The organism is Streptomyces sp. NPDC048650 (genome assembly GCF_043199095.1).
Taxonomy (GTDB): domain Bacteria; phylum Actinomycetota; class Actinomycetes; order Streptomycetales; family Streptomycetaceae; genus Streptomyces.
Genome location: NZ_JBICVM010000010.1, coordinates 71650 through 87853, shown reverse-complemented (window position 1 = coordinate 87853; position 16204 = coordinate 71650). Strand labels below are relative to the sequence as shown.

Annotated in this window: 15 protein-coding genes; 9 read left to right on the top strand and 6 right to left on the bottom strand. The window is 71.1% G+C overall.

Annotation, left to right across the window (positions count from 1 at the left end):
* Positions 1 to 172: 172 nt before the first annotated feature.
* From ACGFML_RS26360 to ACGFML_RS26340, 5 genes are all read left to right on the top strand, one after another.
* The gene (locus ACGFML_RS26360) at positions 173 to 487 is read left to right on the top strand and encodes a DUF2563 family protein (RefSeq protein WP_393547679.1); all 315 of its coding nucleotides are present in this window, start codon (positions 173 to 175) and stop codon (positions 485 to 487) included.
* A complete protein-coding gene (locus ACGFML_RS26355) occupies positions 484 to 1500 on the top strand; it encodes a WXG100 family type VII secretion target (RefSeq protein ID WP_393547677.1) in 1017 nt (338 codons plus the stop codon). Before ACGFML_RS26360 ends, ACGFML_RS26355 begins: the two co-directional genes overlap by 4 nt.
* Complete coding sequence (locus tag ACGFML_RS26350) at positions 1497 to 2120, top strand: hypothetical protein (protein WP_393547676.1); 624 nt, start codon at positions 1497 to 1499, stop codon at positions 2118 to 2120. Before ACGFML_RS26355 ends, ACGFML_RS26350 begins: the two co-directional genes overlap by 4 nt.
* Positions 2121 to 2321: 201 nt before the next feature.
* Positions 2322 to 3329 carry a hypothetical protein gene (locus ACGFML_RS26345; protein WP_393547674.1) on the top strand — a complete coding sequence of 336 codons (1008 nt, stop codon included), beginning with the start codon at positions 2322 to 2324 and terminating at the stop codon, positions 3327 to 3329.
* Positions 3326 to 3529 carry a hypothetical protein gene (locus ACGFML_RS26340; RefSeq protein ID WP_393547672.1) on the top strand — a complete coding sequence of 68 codons (204 nt, stop codon included), beginning with the start codon at positions 3326 to 3328 and terminating at the stop codon, positions 3527 to 3529. The genes ACGFML_RS26345 and ACGFML_RS26340 overlap by 4 nt, the downstream gene beginning before the upstream one ends.
* Before the next feature lie 26 nt (positions 3530 to 3555).
* On the opposite strand, the gene ACGFML_RS26335 is transcribed toward ACGFML_RS26340, so the two are convergent.
* Positions 3556 to 4497 carry an NADP-dependent oxidoreductase gene (locus ACGFML_RS26335; protein WP_393547670.1) on the bottom strand — a complete coding sequence of 314 codons (942 nt, stop codon included), beginning with the start codon at positions 4495 to 4497 and terminating at the stop codon, positions 3556 to 3558.
* A gap of 392 nt (positions 4498 to 4889) precedes the next feature.
* Between ACGFML_RS26335 and ACGFML_RS26330 the strand changes: the two genes are divergently transcribed.
* On the top strand, positions 4890 to 5609 hold the full coding sequence (locus tag ACGFML_RS26330) for a response regulator transcription factor (RefSeq protein WP_393547669.1): 720 nt from the start codon (positions 4890 to 4892) through the stop codon (positions 5607 to 5609).
* Positions 5610 to 5728: 119 nt separating this feature from the next.
* Entirely contained in the window at positions 5729 to 6925 is a 1197-nt protein-coding gene (locus tag ACGFML_RS26325) for a betaine/proline/choline family ABC transporter ATP-binding protein (protein ID WP_393547667.1), read from the top strand.
* A gap of 197 nt (positions 6926 to 7122) precedes the next feature.
* Here the strand turns inward: ACGFML_RS26325 and ACGFML_RS26320 are convergent, their stop codons facing one another.
* The 3 genes from ACGFML_RS26320 to ACGFML_RS26310 are packed head-to-tail and all read right to left on the bottom strand — an operon-like array spanning position 7123 to position 9517.
* Positions 7123 to 8103 carry an ABC transporter substrate-binding protein gene (locus tag ACGFML_RS26320; RefSeq protein WP_393547665.1) on the bottom strand — a complete coding sequence of 327 codons (981 nt, stop codon included), beginning with the start codon at positions 8101 to 8103 and terminating at the stop codon, positions 7123 to 7125.
* A complete protein-coding gene (locus ACGFML_RS26315; RefSeq protein ID WP_393547664.1) occupies positions 8100 to 8774 on the bottom strand; it encodes an ABC transporter permease in 675 nt (224 codons plus the stop codon). The genes ACGFML_RS26320 and ACGFML_RS26315 overlap by 4 nt, the downstream gene beginning before the upstream one ends.
* Complete coding sequence (locus ACGFML_RS26310; RefSeq protein WP_393547663.1) at positions 8771 to 9517, bottom strand: ABC transporter permease; 747 nt, start codon at positions 9515 to 9517, stop codon at positions 8771 to 8773. The genes ACGFML_RS26315 and ACGFML_RS26310 overlap by 4 nt, the downstream gene beginning before the upstream one ends.
* A 301-nt stretch (positions 9518 to 9818) precedes the next feature.
* Between ACGFML_RS26310 and ACGFML_RS26305 the strand changes: the two genes are divergently transcribed.
* Entirely contained in the window at positions 9819 to 10664 is an 846-nt protein-coding gene (locus ACGFML_RS26305; RefSeq protein ID WP_393547661.1) for a polysaccharide deacetylase family protein, read from the top strand.
* A gap of 35 nt (positions 10665 to 10699) precedes the next feature.
* Here ACGFML_RS26305 and ACGFML_RS26300 read toward each other — a convergent pair whose 3' ends face one another.
* Together ACGFML_RS26300 and ACGFML_RS26295 are read right to left on the bottom strand one after the other, a co-directional pair.
* A complete protein-coding gene (locus ACGFML_RS26300) occupies positions 10700 to 11266 on the bottom strand; it encodes a VanZ family protein (RefSeq protein ID WP_393547659.1) in 567 nt (188 codons plus the stop codon).
* Between the two features lie 296 nt (positions 11267 to 11562).
* On the bottom strand, positions 11563 to 12864 hold the full coding sequence (locus tag ACGFML_RS26295) for an alpha/beta hydrolase (RefSeq protein WP_393547658.1): 1302 nt from the start codon (positions 12862 to 12864) through the stop codon (positions 11563 to 11565).
* A 1437-nt stretch (positions 12865 to 14301) separates the two neighbouring features.
* Between ACGFML_RS26295 and ACGFML_RS26290 the strand changes: the two genes are divergently transcribed.
* Positions 14302 to 16023 (top strand): VWA domain-containing protein, encoded by a 1722-nt coding sequence (locus ACGFML_RS26290; RefSeq protein ID WP_393547655.1) that lies wholly within the window; start codon positions 14302 to 14304, stop codon positions 16021 to 16023.
* Positions 16024 to 16204 lie beyond the last annotated feature (181 nt).

The following is a 16204-nucleotide window of genomic DNA, read 5'->3' as shown; positions in this document are numbered from 1 at the left end:
CGGCCCGACCGGCCCCGTCGACTTGACGAGTCATTTGCCCTCACATTGCCTCTCGGCCCGTTGCCTCCCTGTACACCCACGCTGGGTACAGTGCAGCAAAAGCAATCGCCCCGTTTTCGCAAAGACTTGGTATGGGTTGGTCACGGGGTGAGTACGGCCACGGGGAGGACGAATGGGCACGGGGTACGACGTCGAGAGCACCGCTCTGCGGCGCTATGCGAATGCGGCGGACCAAGCGGCGGACCAGGTCGAGAAGATCCGCAACCGGGTGGGCCATCTCCGGCTTTCCAGCGGGGTGTTCGGCATGCTGGCGGAATCCGACAGCCTCAAGGCGGACTACGACAAGCAGTCCGAGGAGGCGGTGGACGACCTCCATGACGTCAAGGAATCGCTCAACACCGTCGCCGACGGCATGCGCCTGACAGCCGAGGCCTACGACAACAACGAGGAGGACCAGGTCCAGTCCTTCGGCGGTGGTCCGGCATGAGCGCCGCCCTCGAACGCATCGGCTTCGACGTCGACTGGAGCAACCCGCTGGCCGGGGCCCTCGACTCCGTCATCCGTGGTGCCATCAAGGACCTGGGGCTCGACGAGTACCTCGAAAAGGTCAGCGGCGACAACGAGAAGCTGGCCGAGACCGCCCGGGAATGGCGGGCCGCCGCCCGCGACATGCAGGGCGTCGTGGACGATCTGCAGGCCGAACGCAGGACGCTGCAGAGCTCGTGGACCGGTGCGGCCTCCGAGGCCTTCGGCGGAACCATGACCGAGTTCGAGAAGGCCCTCAAGGGCGAGGCCGAGGACATGATCACGGTCGCCGAACTCCTCGAAACGGCCGCGGAGTCATGCACCGAGGCCGAGAACACGATGATCGAGCTGATCACCGAGATCGTCGAGGCCCTGCTGGTCGCCGCCGCGACGGCCGCCATCGTCGCGGTCCTGACGGCGGGTGTCGGCGCCGCGATCGGGCCGCTCATCGGGGCCGCGGGGGCGGCGCACCGCGCGATGAAGGCCGTCCGCATCACGGCCAAGCTGGCCGACAAACTGAAGGACCTCGCCGACCGCATGCGGGCGCTGCAGAAACTGCGGCGGGCGCGGATCAGGGCCAAGGCGCTGTGGCGGAACAAGAACGCCCGCAAGAAGCTGAAGACAGGCGTCAAGCAGGTCGTCAAGCGGGCCGCGGGCGCCAAGATGGTGGGTGCCGCCGCGGACGCCGCGCCGCTGGCGAACAGTGTGATCGAACACCACACCGGCGTCGACGTCGGCGAGAAGGTCCACCATGCGGCCAACACGGCTGAAGGCGTGCTCCACGACGCCACCGGCCTCAAAGCCGTCCACCTCGGCGACCGGACCTGGGACGTCGAGCACCAGGAGTCGGGCTCCTCCGGCCCGCAGACCGAGCAGCAGAAGCAGTACGCCGATCGGCCCGACCCCAAGAGCTTCGACGAGCGTCTGGCGGAGGCCGCGCCGCGGTCGAAGCCGGTACGGGAGGTCTTCGGATGAGTATTCGGGTCGCCCTGGGGAGGGTGCCGTACAAGGAGGCACGGGAGCGGGCGGCGACGGCGCTACCGGCCGGTGAGCGGCTGGTGCAGAGTGAGGTCGTCCTGCCCGGCCGCAAGCTGCCGAAGCCGTGGCGCTGGAACCGCCCCCGCGTCCTGGCGGGCCACCGTCTCCCGGGCGACCGCTGGGAAGGCGCCAAACGGGCCTTCTGGAGCATCTTCCGGATCCTGGACGCCCTGCTCGAGCCGATTCCGGACCTCTTCGGTGCACGGCGCCGGAAGGGCAAGCCGCTCAAGGGCGGCTGGGACAGCCTGGCGGGCGGGCTGGCCACCGCTCTGTGGCCCCGCGTCCCGACCACGGACGCGCTGCCGGTGCTGCAACTGACCGACCGCCGACTGCACCTCAGCTACGTCCAGCGGGGCCGCCGCCGCGGCGAGCTCGGCGGCACCGAGCCGGGCTGGAGCGTCGCCGCCGACCGGGTGGCCTGGGTCCGGCACCGTACCGACATCGACGCCGACACCTTCGAGTTCGGCTTCACCGACGGGTCCTGGGCGCGGGTGGAACTCCGCAGCCAACACGCCGTGTCCTTCACGGAGTGCTTTCCACGGCACGGCGGCGCCTGAGCGTGCTGTCGCGGCGTCGGGCCCGGCGCCGCGACAGCACACCTCGGTCCTCCCTCGAGGCGTCCTCCCGCTCGTCCACCGCGACGCCCCGGAAGGCCTACCCGGTCACTCGTTGGCACCGCCCCGGCTCGCGCCCGCCGTCCGGCCGTTCTTGCCTGGGTATCCGGCCTTGGTCCCGCCCGTCAGGAAGGAGCGGACGCGATGTCAGCGAGCGCACCCGTACGCCTCCGCGGTCGGGTGGCGGAGACGGTACAGCTGCCCGAACGGCACCGGCGGCGGCCGGGCCGCGCGCTGGGAGCGTGCGCGCTGCTGCTCCTCGGCACGCTGCTGCTGCCGCTGAGCCTGGCCACCACATGGGCGCGCAGCGAACTCACCGACACCGACCGGTACGTGGCCACCGTCGCGCCGCTCGCCGCGAACCGGGCCGTCCAGGACGCCATCGTCGACGACGTCACCAATGGGGTGATGGCCCACGTACATCTCGACGGCCTCCTGAAGGCCATCCCCCGTGCCGAACGGGCCGCGCTGCTCAAGCGCTTCACCCGCGGCCTACGCGAATTCGTCGACAAGCAGGTGCGCCAGGTCGTCACCGGCCGCGCCTTCCCCGAGGTGTGGACCGGTGTCCACCGCACCGCCCACCAGGCGCTGGACGGCAGCCTCACCGCCTCCGGCGACGCCCCGGTGACCCTCGACCTCACCCCGGTCATCGACCGCGTCCGGCAGCAGCTCGCCGGCAACGGCCTGGGGATCGACATCGCCCACCGCATCCCCCGGATGGGCGCCGAGGTCGTCCTGCTGCGCTCCCCCGACGTGCCCCGCGCCCGCCTCGCCTACCGGGCCGTGCTCACCGCCGCGCCCGTGCTCCCGTCCGCCGCCGCGGTCTGCCTGCTGGCCGGTCTGCTGCTCACCCGCCGCCGACGGCGGGCCCTGATCTGCGCGGCGGCGGGCTGTGCCGCCACGGCCGCGCTGCTCGCCGCGGCTCTCGCGCTGCTCCGTGCCCGCGCCCTGGAGGGGCTCCCGCCCTTCGTTCCGCACGCCGCCGCATCCGCCTACGCGGATGCCCTCACCGGCTCGCTGCGGGACGGCGTCTGGCTCGCCGTCGGCGTCTCCCTGCTCACGGCCGCGGTGGCCGCCGTGGGACCACCGGCGGTGCGCGCCGTGCGGGTGGCCCAAGGGCGGGCGAAGGCCGCGTCTAGGCTGTCGACATGACCTGTCAGTGGTGCCAAGGCACCGGCTACACCGCCCGGGCGCTGCCCTACGCGTCCGGCGTGGACCCGTTCCGGGGGCCGGTCGAGACCGTGCACCGCGCAGGCGAATGCCGGCACTGCCGGGGGACCGGGGCGTACGACGCACGCCGGGATCCCACGCTGGAGCGCTGGCGCGACGAGGAACGGCCGGACGCGTCGTAGCCGTCCGGCCGTCGTTCCCGGAAGGCTCAGGTCGCGATCACGGTCTTGCCCTGTGCCCGGCCGGTGCGGCTCGCCGCGATGGCGTCGGGAGCCTCTTCCAGGGGGACTTCGCGGCCGACGAGGACGGTCAGCCGGCCCGCGTCGATCTGGCCGGCGAGGATGTCGAGGAGCTGGGGTGAGGGCCGGTTGACGAAGTTGAAGCCGCGGAGGTTGTGCTCGGTCAGCACGTCCGCGTCGGCCGAGCCGATGAGCGAGACGGCTGTGCCGCCGTCCCGTACGGTCCGGGTCAGCCCGACGAACTCATCGGGACCGCTGGTCATGTCGATCAGTACGTCGACGCCGTCCGGGTGGGCCGCGAGGACCTGGTCCGCGACCGGGCCGGCGGTGTGGTCGAAGGTCTCGGCGGCGCCCAGGTTGCGCATCAGCTCGGCCATGGCGGGGCGCGCGGTGACCAGTACCTCGGCGCCGCGGCCGGCCGCCAGCTGGGTGGCGAAGGTGCCGACCCCGCCGGTGGCGCCGACGATCAGGACCCGGCGGCCCTCGCTGACCCGGGTCTCCTCGACGAGGTTGTACGCGGTCGTCCCGGCCGTCGGCACGGCGGCGGACGTCGCGTAGGTGACGCTGCGGGCGGCCGGAGCGATCGCCTGCTCGTCGGCGACCGCGATCTCGCAGTAGGAGCCGCCGCCCCGGTCCGGTCGCTGGAACTGGCCGAACACCGCGTCCCCGGCGGTGAATCGCCGCACCCCGGTCCCCACCGCCAGCACCTCGCCCGCCCCGTCCGTCCCCATAACCAGCGGGAAGACGGCCGGGACGGCCGGGCCGAACATGCCGTCGGCGAGCTTCCAGTCGTACGGGTTGAGTCCGGCGGCGGCCATCCGTACCAGGACCTCGCCCGGCCCTGGCTCGGGCTGTGGCAGCTCCACGAGCTGTGGCTGTTCACCGAATGCGCTGACTGCTACGGCTCTCATGTGGCGTTCCCTTCCACCCTTCCGACCGGAGGCCGGAGTGGATCGTAAGCACGCCGGTGGGGCCGGATGCGGCAGGAGAAGAGGCGGTGTTCCCGAAGCAACTCGTATGGCCTTTGGTTTCGGGGGGATCCGGCGCCCGTTCGACGGTCCTCCGGCCGCCGGGGCTCTGGGGTGACACCGGCTCGTTCGGCCGCGAGGCCGCTACGGATGGCGCCGCCGCCTTCACCGCTCCGCCTTCACCGCTCCGCCTTCACGCCTGTTGCCGACGGGCCGCCGGTGCGCACGGCCTGCTCCGGCACCACCCCACACTTCCCTTTCCCTGACCGATTCTTGGGTCGCCGGCCGCGGGTGTTCGCCCCGGCGGCAGGCGCTCCTCGGGTACATATGTCGCCATGCGCGTGCTGGTGGTGGAGGACGAGGAATTCCTCGCGGACATGATCGCCGTGGGCCTGCGTCGGGACGCGATCGCGGCCGATGTCGCCCGCGACGGCCTCGCGGCTCTGGGAAAGCTGCGGCTGGGGGCGTACGACGTGCTCGTCCTGGGCCACGATCTGCCCGGCCTGTCCGGTGACGAGGTCTGTCGCCGTGTGGTGAGCCAGGGACTGCTGACCCGGGTGCTGATGCTGACCGTCTCCGACACGGCACACGACCGGGCCGACGCCCCGGCGTCCGATGCCGACGACTACCTGACCAAGCCCTTCAGCCACGACGAACTCCTCGCCCGCGTGCTGGCCCTCGGCCGGCGCGTGCGCCCCGCCCTACCGCCGGTCATCGAGTGGGCCGGTGTCGGCGTCGACACCGTGCGCCGGCACGCCGTCCGCGACGGGCGTCCGCTGCCGCTGTCCCGGAACGAGTTCGCGGTCCTGGAGGTGCTGCTGCGCGCCGACGGTGCGGTGGTCAGCGACGACGACCTGATCGAGGAGGTCTGGGAGGAACACACCAGCTACCGCACCAACGCCGTGCGGGTCACCCTCAGCACGCTCCGCGCCAAACTGGGCGAGCCACCGGTGATCGAGACCGTGCCGGGCGACGGGTACCGAATGGGCGACGGCCGGCAGGCGTCCGCGGAGCCGGGTGGGGGCGAGGACCGACGGACGGAACACGGCCGGTGAGCCGTTCCCGGCCCGCCTGCCGTGACCATCCGCCCGTCCTCGGCTCCCGACTTCCCACCGCCGGGACCCGATTGCCCGCATGACGGGACCCCGGCGTGCGGGCGGGATTCAATGGCCAGATGATCCGGTTCGACTCCGTCACCAAGCGCTACCCGGACGGCACCACCGCCGTCGACGGCCTCTCCTTCGAGGTCGGCGAGGGCGAGCTGGTCACCCTCGTCGGCCCGTCCGGCTGCGGCAAGACGACGACCATGATGATGGTCAACCGGCTCATCGACCCCACCCACGGGACGATCCACGTCGAGGGCTCGGACATCTCCGGGGTCGACCCGGTCAAGCTCCGCCGCCGCATCGGCTACGTCATCCAACAGATCGGCCTCTTCCCGCATCGCACCGTCCTCGACAACACCGCGACCGTGCCCTTCCTGACCGGCTGGAAAAAGGCCAGGGCACGCGAGCGGGCCGCCGAGCTCCTCGACATGGTCGGCCTGGACCCCGCCGTCTACGGCGACCGCTACCCCGACCAGCTCTCCGGCGGCCAGCGTCAGCGCGTCGGCGTGGCCCGTGCGCTGGCGGCGGACCCACCCGTCCTGCTCATGGACGAGCCGTTCGGCGCCGTCGACCCGGTCGTCCGCGAACGGCTCCAGAAGGAGTTCCTGCGTCTACAGGCCACCATGCACAAGACGGTGCTCCTGGTCACCCACGACATCGAGGAGGCCATCCGGCTCGGCGACCGCATCGCGGTCTACGGAGCGGGCCGCATCGAGCAGTACGACACCCCGGCCAGCGTCCTCGGCGCGCCCGCCTCCTCCTATGTCGCCGAATTCGTCGGTACCGACCGGGCGTTGAAGCAGCTCTCGGTCACCGGCATCGACCGTGACGACCTGGAGCGCCCCCCGTTCGCCCGCCTCGGCGAACCCGCCTCGGAGGCCGCCGCCCGGCTGCGCTCCGAGGGCGCCCGCTGGGCGGTGGTCCTCGATGAGGACGGCGAGTTGCACGGCTGGGTGGGCACGGAGGAACTGGCGGGCGCGACCGGCCGGGTCTCCGACCACGCCCGGCGCATGGAGGCCTGGGTAGCGGTCACCGGCACCCTCAAGGCGGCCTTCAGCGAGATGCTCAAGCACGACGCGGGGTGGATCGCGGTCCTCGACGGGCACCGCTTCCTCGGCGTCCTCACCCCGACGACCCTGCACGAAGCACTGCGCCGCACCATCGACTCGGACGAGCGGGGCGTTCCGCGGGAGCGCGCCGAGGTGGACTCGGTGCCGACGGAGTCACCGGGCGAAGGGCCTGGGCGAAAGGGCCGGGCGAAGTGAGAGCGGGCGCGGATGAGAGCGGGGAAGCGGCTCTACGGTGTTTCACGTGAAACGCCCACGGTCGGCTGTTTCACGTGAAACAGCCGCGTACGACCCGCCGCATGCGAACGAACCACCGCCCCTTCTCCGTTCCTTCTCCGTTCCTTCTCCGGTTCGTTCGATCCCTTCGGCTACCTCGGCCACCTCGGCTACCTCGGCTACTTCGGTAACAGCCTTTTGGACACCAGGTAGTGGTGTGCCACGTCGGCGGGCAGCCGCCGCCAGCTGTCCACCTGCTCGTTGAGCCGGGCCAGGTCGGCGGTGGTGAGGACCTTGTTGAGGCGGTTGAGTGCGGTGGCGACCCGCGCGCTGCCGGCGCGGGAGCGGTTGACCAGCGGGATCACGTTGTCGGCGTTCTGCAGCTTCTTGTCGTCGGCCAGCAGCACCAGGCCGAACTGGCCGAGGGTGGCGTCGGTACTGGTGGTCAGCACCATCTGGTCCCGACCGTTCTGCACGGCCTGCTTGGCGGGGGTGGTGCCGACGCCCTTCGGGTCCACGGCGGTGGTGTCGATGCCGTACGTCTTCCGCAGCCCCGGTGCGCAGAACGGCCGCTGGACACATTCGTCCCCCGCCGCCAGCCGCACCGGCAGCCGGGCCCGGCCCAGATCGCTGAGGGTCTTGAGGTGGTGCCTGGCGGCGTACGAGGCGCTCACCGCGAAGGCGTTCTGGTCGACGGCCCGCCCCGGCGGGAGCGCAGTCAGGCCACGGGGGGTGGTCAGCCTGCGCAGTGCGGCCATGGTGGCGACGGGATCGGGGGAGGCGACCGGGGCGGCCTTGGGCCCGTGGTCCTTGGCGTTGAGCCAGTCGGCGAGGGTGGCGGCGTACTCCGGGACGACGTCGATCTGGCCGTTCTCCAGGGCCGGTTCGTACAACTCGCGGTTGCCGACGGTGAGGACGTCGGCGCGGTACCCGGCGTGGCCGAGGAGCGCGGCGTACATCTGGGCGAGCAGCTCACTCTCGGTGAAGCCGGCCGAGCCGATGGAGAGATGGCTGCTGTCCCCGGGCGAGGCGGTGATCGCGCTGCGCTTCTCCAGGGAGGGGCCGCCGGCGCAGCCGGCAAGGACGGCCGCCAGGACGACCGCCAGGACGACGACCAAGGCGGTACGCGCGCCCGCCGGGCCGGTACCGGCACCCCTCACCGGATCCGCCCCCGCATCCACGCCGGCGCGAACCGCTGGCCCAGTTCGAACGCCGCCTCCATCAGCAGCGCGAACACGGCGACGATCACCGCCCCGGCGACGACCTGCGGGGTGCTGGCGAGGTTGAAGCCGGCGGTGATGATCCGGCCCAGGCCGCCGCCGCCCACCAGCGCGGCGAGCGTGGCGGTGGCCACCAACTGCACGGCGGCGATCCGGATACCGGTCACGACCAGCGGAAACGCCAGGGGCACCTCGACCCGCCAGACCAGTTGCGCCCCGGTCATCCCCATGCCCCGGGCCGCCCGCACCACGTTCTGGTCGACCTCGCGCATCCCCACGTACGCGTTGGTCAGCAGCGGCGGAATGGCAAACAGCACCAGCGCGATGACGGTCGGCCACTCCCCGTACCGTCCGATGGGGGTGAGCAGGAGCAGTACCAGGACGGCGAACGTGGGGATGGCGCGGCCGATGTTGGCGAGGTTGACGGCCAGCGCGCCGCCGCGCCCGAGGTGGCCGAGCGTCAGCGCGACGGGCAGCGCGATCAGCATGCTGAGGGCCAGGCAGACGAAGGTCAGGACGAGGTGCTGCTCCAGCCGGTGCCAGACGCCGTTCTCGCCCGACCAGTTGGCTGCGGTGGTCAGCCAGGACCAGACGGCGGAGAGGGTGTTCACGTCCGCCGTCCGGATGCCGTCAGCAGCCGTTTGACGCCCGCCGCGCGGGGGCGCGGGCGCGCCCTGCGCCCGGCCCGCCGCCAGGGTGTGAGCAGCCGTTCCACGCCGAGCAGCAGCAGGTCGAAGACGACCGCGATGATCACGCACAGTACGGACGCGGTGAGCACCTGGGCCTTGAAGAACGAGTTCATCCCGGCGTAGATGAGGTTGCCCAGCCCGCCGTACCCGACGATCGCCCCGACGGTGGTCAGCGCGACCGCGGAGACGGTGGCGATCCGCAGCCCGGCCATCGCGGCGGGGAGCGCCAGCGGCAGTTCCACGGTCAGCAGTTGCCGCATCGGCCCGTACCCCATCCCGCGGGCTGCCTCTTTGGCCTCGGCCGGGACGCCGTCCAGCCCGGCCAGGATGTTCCGTACGAGCAGGGTGAGCGAGTAGAGGGCGAGGCCGACCACGACGAGGGTCGCGGACAGCCCGTAGAACGGCAGCAGCAGGGAGAACATCGCCAGCGACGGGATCGTGTAGATCACCGTGGTGATGCCGAGCACCGGCCCGAGTGTCCAGCGCCGGCGCCGGGCCAGCAGTGCCAACGGGACCGCGATCAGCACTCCGAGTGCCACCGAGATCACCGTCAGCTGGACGTGCTGGGCGGTCGCGTCGAGGAGGATCTGCCGACGGGTGCTCAGGTACTCGCCGCAGATCCAGTCGTTACGGGCCAGGCAGTCGTCCGGCGGCGGTGCGGTCACGGTACGAGTCCATCGCGGCGCGGGCGGGGTGTCGCGTCCACCTGCGCCGAACGGGTCCCGCCGCACTCTCCCCTCTCCGCACGCCGCGTACACATCACGTGTAGACACCTCGCGTACACACCTCATCTATACACCACATGAATACACACTATGTATAGTTCCTGGAGTCCGTTCGACCACTGGTCGGCGCGACGGGACACATCCCGCCGTGCCGCGCTGCGCCCTGCCCGAAAACGCAGGTCAAAGCCGTAGGAACAGGTCGCGGACGCCCGTACACCACCCGCGTCCGAAAGAGCCCCGCATGCCGAAGCAGATGTCCGCGGCCCGTCGCAAGTCCATAGCCGGGCTGCTGGCGGCCACCTCTCTGGTCCTGGCCCTCAGCAGCTGCGCCACCTATGACGTCACCGCGCCGGCCGACGCCCGCGACGACGCCGCCTCGGCCACGGACGCGAAGAACGGTGACGGGGCGAAGAGCGATGACGGGGCGAAGAACGGTGACGGGGCGAAGAGCGGTGACGCCGCCGGGCGGGCCGACGTCGACTGCCGCAAGGCCAAGTGCGTGGCCCTCACCTTCGACGCCGGCCCCAGCGAGAACACCAACCGCCTGCTGGACATCCTCAAGAAGGAGAAGGCGCACGCGACCTTCTTCATGCTCGGCAAGAACCACGTCGCCGAGCGCCCCGCCGAGGTCAAGCGGATCGACGCCGAGGGCCACGAACTGGCCAACCACACCTGGTCGCACAAGATCCTCACCGACATCGAGCCGGCCGAGGCGAAGCGGGAGCTCTCCCGGGTCCAGGACGCGGTCAAGAAGATCACCGGCAAGTCGCCCCGGCTGATGCGTCCGCCGCAGGGCCGGACCGACGAGGACGTCTCGCAGGTCAGCAAGGAACTCGGCCTGGCCCAGGTGCTGTGGAGCGTGACCGCCAAGGACTACCAGACCAACGACTCCAGCCTGATCACCAAGCGGGTGCTGGAGCAGACCGAGCGCGACGGCATCATCCTGCTGCACGACATCTACAAGGGCACCGTGCCGGCCGTCCCCGGCATCCTCAAGGAGCTGAAGAAGCGCGGCTACACCGTCGTCACGGTCTCCCAGCTGCTGTCACCGGCGAAGCCGGAGCCCGGCATGGTGTACCGCCCGTAGCCCGCCACGGCTCACCCGCCGGGCCCCGCGCACCCTCAACTGCTCTTCGCGCCCGGTGGGTCGACTCCGGTCACCCGCCGCACGGTGGACAGCCGATGCCACCAGTGCCGGCGCCGCGGGTGGACCGCCCGGCCGAGCCGGCGCCCCAGCAGCAGATAGCCGAGCAGCGCACCGGCGCAGTTGAGGATCACGTCGTCGATGTCGAACGCCCGGCCGGTGATCAGCGCCCCCTGCACCAGCTCCACCAACAGCATCAGCAACGCGGTCGCCACCCCCACCCGCACCAGCCCGCGGGCGCGCGGCGCCAGCACCGGCCAGAGCACGCCGAACGGCACGCCCAGCACCACGTTGCCGCCGAGCTGCTTGGCCGCGTCGGCCACGTTCGCGTGGCCGAGGTAGTCCCGGATCGACGCACCGGGACGGAGATTGGGGTGGGTCAGCGGTACCGAGGCCGCCGACGGGGTCAGTGTGATCCGCGCCAGCGCCACCGCGAACGCCACCATCGCGGCGAATGCCAGCATCAGCAGCAGGATCCGGACGGCCAGCGGAGCGCGCGCCGCATCCGGCGACCACTCCTCGTCGGCCGGTCGCGTACGCACCATGAGAGCTCTCCCGAGTCGGCGGACCGGGCGGTGTGCCCGAGGACACGTCGGTTACCCCCCGCCGCCCGGTTCATGTACCGCCCTGGTGGGGCCCGCGACCGCCCTCATGGGGCCCACCGCCGCTGCCGGCGGCCGCGCCATCGCGCGGCATCACCCCGGAATGCGGCAGGGGCGCCGGAAACCCCGGCGCCCCTGCCCTGATACTGCGCGGATCGCACTACGTGGATCGGACCATGTGGACCGCACTGCGCGGATCGAACTGCGCGGATCGAACTGCGCGGATCGGACTACGTGGATCAGCCCCGCGACCGCTCCGCCTCCACGCGCTTGCGCTCGGCCGCACCTGGCGACGCGGCGGGGGTGTTCGACGGCCCCGCACCCTTCCCCGGGACCTGCGCCGGACCGGCACCCGGCTTGCGCGGCGGAACCGCCTCGGTGTCCTGCGGGAACGTCAGTTGCTGGCTCTGCCACTCCAGGGCCGGCACCACCTCGCGCCGCCAGGTGGCGAACTGGTGGCTGCCGCGCGGCAGGATGATCGAGTCCACCGACATCGGCGACTTCGCCGCGTGGATGAACTTCATCGTGTCGTCGTAGTCCGGCTCGCCCTTCCGGCTACTGGCCACCAGGGCCGAGATCTGCGGCGCGGGCAGGTGCTTCAGCCGCCACAGCAGATCGTGCTCCCGCTCCCGCTTCGCACCTTCGATACCGGCGCCGAAGAGGCTGCCGGTGGTGAGGTCGTCCTTGATCGCGTAGTCGCCGGAGAGCGAGACCGCCGAGGTGTAGACGTGGGGATTGCGCATGGCCAGCTGGAGCGAGCACGTACCGCCGGAGGAGTAGCCGAACGCGCCCCAGGCACTGGGGTCGCGGCCGACCCGGTACGCCGACTTCATCGCATCCGGCAGGTCCTTGGTGAAGAACGTCTCGGCCTGCGGACCGCCCGGTACGTCCACGCACTCGGTGTCCCGCGGCGGTGCGATGGTCGGGCGGACCATCACGATGATGGTCGGCTGCATCCGGCCCTGCGCGATCAGTCGACCCGCGTTCTGCGGCACCTGGAGGTGCTGCGCGAGGTTCATGATCCCGCCGGGGTAGCCGCTGATGACGACCATGACGGGGAACCGCTGGCGGCGGAACTGCTGCTGGAAGTACTGCGGTGGCAGGTAGACGAAGCCCGGGTTGATGGCCCGCGTCCGGCGGCCGATGATCCGTACGGACTCGACCTTGCCCACCTTCTCGGCGGGGCCCTTGGGCAGCCCGGTCACCCGGTCGAGGCCCTGGGCGCCGGCCGGCTGGACCAGGCCGCCCTTGATGTTGCCGACCGAGGTGTACTGCCCGCCGTTCTTGCTCACCGACACCGGGGCCTGCTCGTTGTTGCCCAGCAGCTCGTCCCAGCTGCCGTAGAACTCGAAGCTCGAATTCACCGCGAGAGCGAGCGCACAGACGATCGACACCTGGGTGACCGCGATGGCGCCGAGCCTGCCCAGGACGGACCGCACTCCGCTCCGCGACAGCCGGGGCCAGAGCCACACCGTGGCGGCCACGCAGGCCAAGGCCAGCACGACCACCATGTATTCGAGCGACTGACTGGTCAGCCCCATGCGCCCACATCTCCCGTCACCCTTGAAAGGGTTCTTGCCTACGTACCGGCCGCCTAGAGGCACAACGGGCGGCTCGGGACAATGGTCACCGCAGAAGACGGGCACACCTGCCTATCGGATACCTGAGCGACCCACTTCTTACCTCCCTCTTGCTGAACCGTTTCCGGGGCGTGATGTGCGGACGGCATCAAACGGACGGCCCGGGTGCCCTCCCCGGACGGTAGCCCCAGCACCCTCCCCGGACGGTCGCTCCGACCTCACCTCCTCGACGTCACCGCCTCGACGTCACCTCCTCGACGTCACCTCGCCGCCTCGCCGCCTCGCCGCCTCGCTTCCGCTCCCGCTCCCGCTCCCGCTCCCGGTTCCGGTTCCGGTTCCGCTTCCGGTTCCGGTTCCGCTTCCGCTTCCGCTTCCGCTCGATCGCCCCGCCAGACCCCGCACTCCCCGTCCGGGCCTGGCGACCGTCAGTTCCAACCGAGCCGTCAGATCCAAGCGAAGCATCAGGAACGTAACGCCAGAACCGCCAGAACCGTCAGGAACATCAGGAACATCGGGAACGTCAGGAACTGTCCGACACCACCCCGGCGTTCGCCCGGCGTTCGCTCGTCGTCGCCCACCCAGGAGAATCCGTCACGACTGCCCAGGGCATTACCGTCCGTCCAAATCCATGGATTTCTGCGGGCATCGAACCTGATGTTGTCCGGACGCGAAATCGGAGCGACCTGATTTATCGGTAAACCACCGACATGCGGGACCGGCCACGCCCGCCCGCCGCAGGCGGGGAACCGGCGTCGGCCACGACACCGGGCCGCTCTCCACCGCACTACGGGCATGCCGTCATTGCGACAACCCAATTCGCCCGTCCGGACATTGGCGTGCCACCGCCCCGGCGAAATATCGGCGGGCCCCACACAATCGGATCACACCATCGAATGACGACATTCCGCGCACGCCGCAACCTCTGATCACCGCGTCACCGCGTAACCACTGCACGACTGCACCGCTGCACGGCTGCTGCACGACCACCGCGTGATCACTGCGGCCCGCGCGCTACCGAACGCCGGGACAGTGCACCGGCGATGACATCCCCGACAAATACGCCGCCGCCCCCCATTGAGCGTCCCGTGAAATCGTTCATCGCCGCAGCGATACCCGAGCGATACCCACTCCTCGTGGCCGAAGCGCACGTGAACTCCCCATGAATCCCGTACCGATAGGATTCCGCGTGGTCCGGTACGAGCGGTCACGACCCTTCCGTACGCAGGATCAATGGCCGGCCAACCCTCTCCACACCCCCGGATCGCCCGCCACACAAGGCGCGGGGTCCCACGGTGAGGCCGGTGCAGGCCGCTACGCTTACGTATCCGTCCTGGTCAGGGACATGTCTGTGCTTCACGGACATTCGCCGCACTCACCACACGCAAGAGAGGTTCGCCGATGGGCATTCGGAGTCTGCTGCGCAACGCTTTCGGTCGCTCCAAGGCGGCCCGTGAAGAATCCGGCGCGGCACCGGGCGGCGCCGATACGGCGCCGGAATCGGCAACCATCCCGGTGGCCCGCGAGGAATCCACCCCAACGCCCGCACCGGAGGCCGAGGTCCCCGCCGCCCGGACGGCACCTGGCGAGAACCCGACCACGGCCACGCTCCCCGCCCAGAGCAGCCCGGTGGACCGGGACGGGGCCACGGCAGCCGGCGCGGTGCGGGGAGAGACCTCGGAGGCGGCGAAGGCCACCGAGGCTGCGAAGGCCGAGAAGGCGGAGAAGGCCACGGCAGCCGAGGGCGCCGGAAGTGACCAGGCCGGTGCAAGCGGTGAGGCCACCGCGACAGCCGATGAGGCCGTGACGGACGAGGCCCCCGCGGCGGACGCCAAGGCTTCGGCCGAGACCGCCGCGACCGCCGAGACCAGCGAGACCCTCGGCACGGCGGAGGCGGGCGAAACCCCCGACAGCCTCTCCGACCTCGTCAGCCAGGCCTTCGACAACCCCGCCCCGAAGCCGGCCGCCGCGCCGGAGGCGGAGGCGGCGACGGAGGCCACCCCGGAGCCGGCACCTGCGACCGAGTCCGCGGACTCCACGTCGGAGGCCACGGACGCCACGCCCGAGACTGCGGCGGCCACGCCCAAGGCCGAGGCCAAGGACGACGAGGACGAGGTCACGACCGACGCTAAGACCGAGCCCGTTGACGAGCCCGTTGGCGTGCCCGAGGCGGCGACGACCCCCGAGGCGACCACCGACCCCCAGGTCGAAGCCCGGCCCGAGCCCGAGCCCAAGCCGCAGCCGGCCCCGGAACCGCAGCCGGAGGCGGCAGCCGCCCCCGAGCAGGCAGCCGCCCCCGAGCCGAAGGCCCCGGCACAGGACGAGAAGCCCGAGGCAGCGGCCCCGGCGGAGGCCCCGGCGGAGACCAACGCGGAGCCGGCCCCCGCAGCGACAGCGGCACCCGCCTTCTCCCTCGCCAAGGTGGAGAGCACCGCACCGGGCCTCGTCAGCCTCTACAAGTCCGCCGCCGGCACCCTGGCCAAGCACAATCTGGCCACCCAGCGCGCCGCCGTCTATCTGGTCCTCGACCGGTCCGGCTCGATGCGCAACTACTACAAGGACGGCACGGTCCAGAACCTCGCCGAACAGGCCCTCGGCCTCTCCGCCAACCTGGACGACGACGGCACCGTCCCCGTCATCTTCTTCTCCACCGACATCGACGGCACCGCCGACATCGACCTGGCCAACTACGAGGGCCGCATCGAGGAGTTGCACGCCGGTCTCGGCCACATGGGCCGGACGAACTACCACTGGGCCATCAACGCCGTGGTCGAGCACTACAAGAAGTCCGGCAGCACCGCCCCGGCATTCGTCATCTTCCAGACCGACGGCGCCCCGACCTCCAAGCCGGCCGCCGAAAAGGCCCTGTGCGAGGCGGCCGGACTCCCCATCTTCTGGCAGTTCGTCGGCTTCGGCGACCCGGACGCCAAGGGCTTCGACTTCCTGCGCAAGCTCGACGACCTGGCCGTCCCGGAAAAGCGCGTCATCGACAACGCCGGCTTCTTCCACGCCGGCCGCGACCCCCGCAGTCTCTCCGCCGACGCGCTCTACCAGCAGCTGATGGTCGAGTTCCCCGAGTGGCTCACCGAGGCCCGCGCCGCCGGCGTCCTCAAGGACAACTGACCGGCAGCCACCCCCGCACGACCAACTCACCGGCCGCGGCCGGGCCTTAGCGGGCCCGCGCCGCGGCCGGTGGCGTTTCCCGCCCACTCCGGCCATTAATTGAATGAAAAAGAACAACGAGGCCGGTTTTACCGATGGCGTGTTCGACTCGCGCTTGCCGCGCCGCATGTCATGGTGGTGT

What these genes read in the sequence shown, in the direction of transcription:
- ACGFML_RS26350 (WP_393547676.1), top strand. Translation starts at nt 1,497, where the DNA reads ATGAGTATTCGGGTCGCCCTGGGGAGGGTGCCGTACAAGGAGGCACGG.
- ACGFML_RS26305 (WP_393547661.1), top strand. Translation starts at nt 9,819, where the DNA reads ATGCCGAAGCAGATGTCCGCGGCCCGTCGCAAGTCCATAGCCGGGCTG.
- ACGFML_RS26340 (WP_393547672.1), top strand. Translation starts at nt 3,326, where the DNA reads ATGACCTGTCAGTGGTGCCAAGGCACCGGCTACACCGCCCGGGCGCTG.
- ACGFML_RS26330 (WP_393547669.1), top strand. Translation starts at nt 4,890, where the DNA reads ATGCGCGTGCTGGTGGTGGAGGACGAGGAATTCCTCGCGGACATGATC.
- ACGFML_RS26290 (WP_393547655.1), top strand. Translation starts at nt 14,302, where the DNA reads ATGGGCATTCGGAGTCTGCTGCGCAACGCTTTCGGTCGCTCCAAGGCG.
- ACGFML_RS26325 (WP_393547667.1), top strand. Translation starts at nt 5,729, where the DNA reads ATGATCCGGTTCGACTCCGTCACCAAGCGCTACCCGGACGGCACCACC.
- ACGFML_RS26335 (WP_393547670.1), bottom strand. Translation starts at nt 4,497, where the DNA reads ATGAGAGCCGTAGCAGTCAGCGCATTCGGTGAACAGCCACAGCTCGTG.
- ACGFML_RS26345 (WP_393547674.1), top strand. Translation starts at nt 2,322, where the DNA reads ATGTCAGCGAGCGCACCCGTACGCCTCCGCGGTCGGGTGGCGGAGACG.
- ACGFML_RS26355 (WP_393547677.1), top strand. Translation starts at nt 484, where the DNA reads ATGAGCGCCGCCCTCGAACGCATCGGCTTCGACGTCGACTGGAGCAAC.
- ACGFML_RS26300 (WP_393547659.1), bottom strand. Translation starts at nt 11,266, where the DNA reads ATGGTGCGTACGCGACCGGCCGACGAGGAGTGGTCGCCGGATGCGGCG.
- ACGFML_RS26295 (WP_393547658.1), bottom strand. Translation starts at nt 12,864, where the DNA reads ATGGGGCTGACCAGTCAGTCGCTCGAATACATGGTGGTCGTGCTGGCC.
- ACGFML_RS26360 (WP_393547679.1), top strand. Translation starts at nt 173, where the DNA reads ATGGGCACGGGGTACGACGTCGAGAGCACCGCTCTGCGGCGCTATGCG.